This window comes from Verrucomicrobiota bacterium, assembly GCA_016871535.1.
Lineage (GTDB): Bacteria > Verrucomicrobiota > Verrucomicrobiia > Limisphaerales > SIBE01 > VHCZ01.
The window spans coordinates 1-7726 of record VHCZ01000286.1; the positions used below are offsets into that span (position 1 = coordinate 1).

Below are 7726 nucleotides of genomic sequence, written 5' to 3' on the forward strand. Positions count from 1 at the left end.
GGGCTGTAAGGACCGAGCCAACGCAGGCCACGGACAAAAGACCCGCCGCCCGGAGGGTTTTCGCGCCAAAGGCCGCCTGGCTTCGTTGCTCCTCAGTCGAAGATCCAGGGAGGATATTCTCCTTCGTGGCGCCTCGCCATCCGGCCTTTGGCGCGAAAACAGGACCCCGCGGAATTTTCGGACATGCTCTCAGCATAAGTCCAATGCAGTATCGGCGCCTCCCGATTTGGGTCGAACCTGGTTTGTCGGAAAGCGATGCCACTCAGTCGCCGGGCCGCGCTCCGGGGCTGCGACGGACGCTCTTCAGTACCGTGGCGGTCGTGAGCTTAATCCTGACGTTCCTGTGGCTGGGCGAAGGGTCTGTCTTTGCTCAAGCCAGAACCAATTCGACGACGGGCTACAACCTGAACCTCGGGTTCAACCTCCCGAACCAGCCCCGCGACGTAGATATTGCGATTCGGATTCTCTTCACCCTCACATTGCTGACGCTGGCCCCGTCGCTTGTGATGTTGATGACGAGTTTCACCCGGATCGTCATCGTTTTTTCGTTTTTGCGGACTGCGCTTTCGCTGCAGGGAACGCCTTCGAGTCAATTGCTAATTGGGTTCTCGCTGTTCTTGACCTACTTCATCATGGCGCCCACCTATCAGAGGATAAACGAAGACGCGCTTCAGCCTTATTCAGCGGGCCAGATCACGAGTCAGCAAGCGTTTGAACGGGCCTCCGGTCACATGCGGAATTTCATGCTGGCGCAGGCGCGGCCCAAGGATGTGGAGGTGTTTGTGGGACTGGCCAGGATGGGGCCGACTCCGCCGGACCAACTGCCCATGCGCGTCATCATTCCCGGATTCATCTTGAGCGAGCTGCGCACTGGCTTTCAGATGGGCTTCCTGCTGTTTATCCCATTCATTCTGATCGATTTCGTGGTGGCGATCGTGCTGATGAGCCTGGGGTTGATGATGTTGCCGCCCGCCTTCATTTCGCTGCCCTTGAAGCTGCTGCTGTTCGTGCTGGTGGATGGCTGGACGCTTCTCGTTCGGTCGCTGGCAGATAGCTTCAAGGTCTAGCTATGACGCCTGATTACACGGTGGAATTGCTGCGAAAGCTGCTCGGCCAAGCGGTCGTGGTGGCAACGCCTTTCCTGCTGACTGCGTTGCTGGTGGGCCTTCTGATCAGCTTGTTTCAGACGATTACCTCAATTCAGGAACAGACTCTGACTTTTGTGCCCAAAGCGCTGGCTGTGGTCGCTCTCTTGTTCATCATCCTGCCGTGGCTGATCCGGACTTTGATGGATTTCACGGCTGGGATGATAGGGATGCTGCCCAAAATGGTGATGTAGCGTCTGAATCATGGCAGGCTTCTTCACATGGCTCTTGGTCTTTGTAAGGGCCGGGGCACTGTTCTTAATCTTTCCGCTTTTTTCTGGGACCAACGTGCCAGCTCGTGTGCGCGTGGCTTTGGCAGCGATTCTGGCCTTGTTGGTGGCGCCAGGGGTCGCGAATCCCGTGGACCCGGCAAATCTTCAGTTGCTGCAGTTGGTGGTTCTGTTTCTTGGGGAGATCACCCTTGGGTTATTCATGGGTTACATATGCCGGTTCGTCTTCTATGCCGTGCAGTTGGCCGGCCATTTCATATCAACCGAGATCGGCCTCCAGACTTCCACGGTCATCACCCCGACGGATTCTGTGCCAGTGGACGTTCCGGCGGCGGTACTGAACTTGCTCGCCATGATGCTGTTCCTTAGTTTGGACATGCATCATATAATGATTATGGCATTCCAGCAGACTTACGCCATTTTGCCCATCGGTGGCGGTAGGTTGAGCGATGCATTATTTGACAACGTCACCCTGCGGATAGGTAAAATTTTCATCCTGGCTGTTCTGATAGCGGCGCCGCTCATGGCAATCGGCTTCCTGGTTAGCGTCGTCCTGATGATGTTGGGACGCGCCGTCCCGCAAATGAACATCTTCTTCGAGAGCTTCACCATCCGGTTGCTGGCTGGGATGGTGGTCTTCGGATTTACACTGAACCTGACCGCGCAGCATGTCGCGAATTTTCTCAGAAAAGTGCCCCAGGACATCTTTGAGGTCGGCAGATTGGTAGGAGGATAAAAGGATGGCCGACCAAGGCGAGAAGACAGAGAAACCGACAGGCAGGCGGATCTCCGAGGCTTGGTCCAAAGGCCAGTTTCCCAGGACAATCGAGATTCAAACCGTATTTGTCCTCGGATCGGGGCTTTTGGTCCTCAGCCTGATGGGCGGGCAGATCATGCGGGTGTTGTCCACATCGATGGTTGAGACGCTGGGGCAGTTGGGCCGATTGACTGTCACCATCAACTCAATTGGGAGCTACTTCAACGCTTTCTTGAAATGGCTGGCCGCATGCTCCCTTCCGGTCATGTTCGCAGCTCTCGTCGCGGCGGTCGTGGCGGGCGGGCTGCAGAGCCGCTTTCGCCTTTCGCTGAACCGCGCGGAATTCGGTTGGAACCGCATCAATCCGTTCATGAACGTGCAGCAGTTGTTCCAACCGCTGCCCTCCGCCATGCGGACTCTGGTCGGATTGCTGAAGTTCCTGCTCATCCTGGGATTGACCATCGTGGTGATCAAACGGCTGCTCGAACACCCGCTCTTCTATTCGACCACCAGCTTTGGGGAAATCACGCAATTCATGACCGAATCCATCCGTTCCATCAGCGCCCGTGTGGTTATAGGCCTGGCGCTGATCGCCGCGGCCGATTACGGCTACCAGTATTGGAAGCATCAGAAAGACCTGATGATGACCAAGGAGGAAGTGAAGGAAGAAGCCAAGAACTCGGAAGGCAGCCCGCTGGTGAAAGGTGAGATCCGGAAGCGCCGGTTGGCCATCCTCCGGCAGAACTGGATTCGCGAGATTCCGCGCGCCGACGTTGTGGTCACCAATCCCACCCACCTGGCAGTGGCGTTGCGGTACGACCGAAAGACGATGCGCGCGCCGAAGATCGTCGCCAAAGGAGCCCGGCTCAATGCGCTGCGCATTCGCGAAATCGCGCAACAATTTCAGATCCCGATTGTCGAGAACAAGCCGGTGGCACAGTTGTTGTTCAAGCACTGCAAGGTCGGCCAGGAAGTGCCTCCGCAGGTCTATACCGCGGTGGCCGAGATTCTGGCCTACGTTTATAAGACCAACCGGTTCCGCTACTACATGGAAGGCCAGAGAGTCTGAACATGGCGAACGCCGCAGCCATTCCAGTTAAGAAGGTCTGGAAATATGGAGACCTGGGTCTTGTGGTCTTCATGTTCGGGACGCTGCTCCTGCTCATTCAGCCGGTTCATCCGTCGATTCTGGATCTGTTGCTGAGCCTGAGCATCGCGTCCGCTTTGTTGATTCTGCTGGTGATTCTGTATCTGAAAGAGCCTTCCGAATTCACGGGCTTTCCAACCCTCCTGCTCATCATCACCCTGTTCCGTTTGGGCCTGAACGTCGCCTCAACCCGCTTGATCCTGCTCGACGGTTACGCCGGAGAAATCATCAACGCGTTTGGCAACTATGTCGTGCGCGGGAATTACGTCGTGGGAACCGTCGTCTTCCTCATCCTCACCGTGATCAATTTCATCGTGATCACCAAGGGCGCTGGCCGTATCGCGGAAGTCGCAGCGCGCTTCACGTTGGATGCGCTGCCCGGCAAACAAATGTCCATCGACGCCGAACTGAACGCGGGTTTGATTAAAGAAGACCAAGCGCGCGCGCGGCGTTCGGCGCTGCAGCAGGAAGCCGATTTTTACGGAGCGATGGACGGCGCCAGCAAGTTCGTGCGCGGAGACGCGGTTGCGGCGGTCCTGATCACTCTGATCAACGTGCTCGGCGGCTTCGGGATTGGCGTGCTCCAAATGGGCCTGCCGATGGTCGAAGCGCTGCAGCGGTTTACGATTCTGTCCATCGGGGACGGTCTGGTGTCCCAGATCCCCGCGCTCATTACTTCTACGGCTGCCGGTATTCTCGTGACACGGGCCGCCTCGAAAGAAAACCTGGGACAAAGCCTGACCCGCCAGTTGTTTTTCTCGCCGAGATCCCTGGCCATCTTGTCAGCCTCCTTGTTCGCGCTCGCGATCGCGCCTGGAATGCCGACGGTTCCGTTCATGGTCTTGGCGGGCGTTTTCGCGGCGATGTATCAAGTCCTGAGGCGGAGCGGCCTCACCACGGCAGTCGATGTGGCGCCTGCTCCATCCGGCGTGGTGTCCGAGGATGCAGGCGCGAAACCGGGCAGTGCAGGCCAACCCGCGAAAGCGGGGGCGTCGGCGGAGAAATTGGAGTCGCTGCTCAGCGTGGACACGCTGCAAATCGAGTTGGGCTATGGATTGGTCTCCATGGCAGATGTTCGGAAGGGAGGCGATTTGCTGGAGCGCGTCACGGGCGTGCGACGCAACTTCGTTCAGGAAATGGGCTTTATCATCCCGCCGATCCGGCTCAGGGATAACCTTCAATTGGGCCCGAATGAGTACCGGTTGCTCTTGAGAGGCCATATGATCGCCAAGGGCGAAGTGATGCCTGGCCATCTCCTGGCCATGAACACCGCGAACAGCAAGGCCGTTTTGCCGGGTATTCCGACGACCGAGCCGGTGTTCCAGCTTCCCGCGATCTGGATCAAAGAGGTGGATCGCCGCAACGCCGAAGTGGCCGGCTTCACGGTGGTGGATCCAGCGTCCGTTCTCGTGACGCATCTGAGCGAAACCATTAAGCGAAGCTGCCATCAGATCTTGAGCCGGCAAGACGTGCAAGTGCTCCTGGAGAATCTGAAGCAAAGCAATCCGGCACTCATCAACGAATTGGTCCCGGCCCTGTTGAACACCGGCCAAATCCAACGAATACTCCAGAATTTGTTGGCCGAGGCCGTTTCGATCCGCAACCTGGTGGGAATTCTAGAGAAGGTCGCAGATTATGCCGCCATCACCAAGAATCCCGACGAGCTTTCCGAGCAAGCCCGCCGGGCATTGAGGTCGCAGATCGTGAAGCCGTATCAGAGCGACCAGGGCGGCATCCAAACCATCACGATGGATCCATGGCTTGAGGAGGAAATCGCCAAGGGCCTGCGCCAGTCTCCCAACGAAACGCTCCTCTTTATGGAGCCTAAACTCGCCCAGCACGTTACGTATCACCTCTCGAAACTTGTCCAACCGATGATCGCGGAGGGACGACCTCCTGTGGTGATTTGTTCTGGGGCGGTCCGGTTGGGATTGAGGCGGTTTTTCGCGGCAAATTTTCCAGAGGTCGCATTTCTTGCCTACGAGGAACTGCCGCCCAGATTGGAAATCCAGTCCATCGGCTCGATCCCTAGCCCGGCGTGATCTGGAACCTGACCGGTCGGAGCCTGAGAACCATGCCTTCAATGCCGCCCGCGTCACGGACTGTTAGGTCATGTAACGGGGTATCTGGGTTTCGGAGTGTTGATGATTTGCCACTCCGATACTCCGACACCCCGGCACTCCAATCTTCTGCCCCCTGTAATCCGTTGCCTTAACTGGGCCTTGCCGAGTGAAACTGGTTACCATTGTCGCTGGCTCCGCTGCCGAAGCACTGGCTGAGGTGCATCGGCAGCTCGGCCCGGAAGCGGTGGTGGTCAATGTCCGGAAAACTCCGGCGCCGGGCCTGAGCAAGATCTGGAAGAAGCCTCAAATAGAGGTGCAAGCCACCTTGCCCAATCCGAAGCCGGCTCCGCCGAAGCGGGATTTGTCCGAGATTTATCGGGCCTACGAAAGGGCGAAAGAGCAAAGGTCCGCGACAGCATCGCCCCAGCCCCGGAGACCGCCGGCTCCCCCTGCGCCTGTCGTTCCTCCGCGCCAGCCCGTCCCTCCAATCAAGGAATCGCGCGAACCCAAACTGCCTGAACCGAATGAGGAAATTGGGCTTGGACGTATGCTCGAGAATCTTGGGCTACTCCCTCTGCACGCGCAGTGGCTGGTAGATCAGGTTCATGCCCGACAGTTTGGCGAGCCTCAGAAGAATCTCAGAGACCAATTCGTTGCCGTGCAGGAGCTACTGGTCGAGTTCTGGAGCCGGCTCGCAGCAAGAGTTGAGAGCGGCACCGGGCAAACTCGGATCTTGGTTGGAGCACCTGGGGTGGGGAAAACCACTTGCCTTTGCAAGTGGCTCACTCAGGAGGTCTTGCTTGAAAAGCGATCCGCGCGAGTCTGGCGGCTCGACGGGCATACGGCCAACACAGCGGAGTTTCTGAGCATTCACGGCGAGATTCTTGGTGTTCCTGTGGACCGGGTGTGGTCTCCTGAGGAAAGCAAGGACGAAGCACAGGTGGAGTTTGTCGATCTCCCCGGAGCGCCAATCGACGACACGGAGTCCATCGCTGGTCTGGCATCCCAAATCCAGAACTTCCAACCTGCACAAGTGTTTCTTGTCCTCAACTCTGCGTATGACCTCAACCACTTGATCGAGCAGGCAAGAGCTTTCTCGGTCCTGCCGCTGGCCGGCCTGATCCTGACGCACCTGGACGAGGACAGCAGATGGAGCAAGTTCTGGAACCTTCTTTTGGGAACAAAACTGCCCGTAGTTTTCCTGTCCGGCGGGCTGAACATCCCTGGAGACTTTGCCAAGGCTTCCCCGCAATCCCTGTTCGATATCGGGCTTGAACGCGGCGAGTCCGCTTGACAGTCGGGAGGCGGGTCCAGCGCGTTAGTGGATTACTGGAGGGCGAAAGACGCGCTGCACCGAATCAACCGCTTGCCATTTCTCTTTCTGCCCGTTTGTCCGCTTCTGTCAGTGTTCTTTGGGCCTTGTGGATTTGGGGGCATTTTCTGCCTATGTGAGTGGAGTTATTTTCCGTTGGATTTTGGAACGCTCGCGAGGCGTCCGGGTGGGAGTGGATATTTGGCCGAAAAAGGGGGGGCGGGGCGGAAAAAACTCCGTGGCACAGCGGTTGCTAAAACCTCCCGTTCACTATGCTCACGATAGAACAAAATCGGGTGGAGGAGAAAATCATCCCTCTCTTCACAGAAACGACCCTTGATCTGCGCTTCCCCTGTGGGCTGCTCGGCTTCGAGCAAATCAAGAATTACAAGCTTCACGCGTTTCCGGACATTCACCCATTTTTGTGGCTCGAGGCTCAAGATGGCGACGGACTCTGTTTCCTGGTCGTCCCGCCTCCCTACGTCGTGGAGGCGTATCACATCGAGCTGAGCGATGAAGACGTAAGCTTTCTGGGATTGAATGAACCGGAAGACGCTGTGGTGATGAACATCGCGACGTTTCATCCGGACGGCTCGATCACGGTGAATTTGAAAGGCCCGATCGTTCATAACCGGCATACTCTGGTTGCACGCCAGGTGGTGCCGAAGAACGCGGCCACCTTGTCGATCAAACATCCTCTGAGCAACTGAGAGAAGAACACTGAATACCCATGCTCGTTCTCTCCAGAAAGATCAACGAGAGCATCGTTATCGACGGCCGGATCACCATAAACATTTTACGCGTGGAAGGCGAAGTTGTGAAAGTGGGCGTCACCGCACCGAAGGAAATTCATGTGCTGCGCAAAGAAGTTTATGACGAAATCCAGTCGAGCAACCTGCAAGCCGTCGGCGCCTCACGCTCCGCGCTGGAGCGGTTGCTGAGTGGCAAGAAGCCTGCTCTGCAACCCGTCGAGCGCGTCGTGAAGTGAAGTCAAATTCTAGCGGGCCCGATGGCCCACCCAGGTTACGGAAACAGCAATGGAGATAAAAAGTTATGGTCATCAATACAAACA

General features: G+C 57.1%; 9 protein-coding genes. 8 read left to right on the top strand and 1 reads right to left on the bottom strand.

Annotated features, from left to right (window positions below; translation table 11 throughout):
- On the bottom strand, positions 1 to 196 hold a 196-nt coding region (locus FJ398_23945), incomplete at its 3' end, for a hypothetical protein (protein MBM3840950.1).
- A gap of 7 nt (positions 197 to 203) precedes the next feature.
- On the opposite strand from FJ398_23945, the gene fliP reads away from it, so the two are divergent.
- The 8 genes from fliP to csrA all read left to right on the top strand — a co-directional run bounded on the left by fliP (position 204) and on the right by csrA (position 7642).
- Positions 204 to 1067 (top strand): flagellar type III secretion system pore protein FliP, encoded by an 864-nt coding sequence (gene fliP / locus FJ398_23950; protein ID MBM3840951.1) that lies wholly within the window; start codon positions 204 to 206, stop codon positions 1065 to 1067.
- 2 nt (positions 1068 to 1069) lie between these two features.
- Positions 1070 to 1339: a flagellar type III secretion system protein FliQ gene (gene fliQ, locus FJ398_23955; protein ID MBM3840952.1), complete on the top strand. Its 270-nt coding sequence runs from the start codon at positions 1070 to 1072 to the stop codon at positions 1337 to 1339.
- Positions 1340 to 1349: 10 nt separating this feature from the next.
- Positions 1350 to 2111 (top strand): flagellar biosynthetic protein FliR, encoded by a 762-nt coding sequence (fliR, locus tag FJ398_23960; protein ID MBM3840953.1) that lies wholly within the window; start codon positions 1350 to 1352, stop codon positions 2109 to 2111.
- Positions 2112 to 2115: 4 nt separating this feature from the next.
- Complete coding sequence (locus FJ398_23965) at positions 2116 to 3201, top strand: EscU/YscU/HrcU family type III secretion system export apparatus switch protein (protein MBM3840954.1); 1086 nt, start codon at positions 2116 to 2118, stop codon at positions 3199 to 3201.
- Positions 3202 to 3203: 2 nt separating this feature from the next.
- Positions 3204 to 5321 carry a flagellar biosynthesis protein FlhA gene (gene flhA / locus FJ398_23970; protein MBM3840955.1) on the top strand — a complete coding sequence of 706 codons (2118 nt, stop codon included), beginning with the start codon at positions 3204 to 3206 and terminating at the stop codon, positions 5319 to 5321.
- A 187-nt stretch (positions 5322 to 5508) separates the two neighbouring features.
- Positions 5509 to 6636, top strand: a complete 1128-nt coding sequence (locus FJ398_23975) for a hypothetical protein (protein MBM3840956.1) — start codon at positions 5509 to 5511, stop codon at positions 6634 to 6636.
- Between the two features lie 290 nt (positions 6637 to 6926).
- Entirely contained in the window at positions 6927 to 7364 is a 438-nt protein-coding gene (locus tag FJ398_23980) for a flagellar assembly protein FliW (GenBank protein MBM3840957.1), read from the top strand.
- Positions 7365 to 7384: 20 nt separating this feature from the next.
- Positions 7385 to 7642, top strand: coding sequence for a carbon storage regulator CsrA (csrA, locus tag FJ398_23985; GenBank protein ID MBM3840958.1), 258 nt, complete (start codon positions 7385 to 7387; stop codon positions 7640 to 7642).
- Positions 7643 to 7726: the final 84 nt, after the last annotated feature.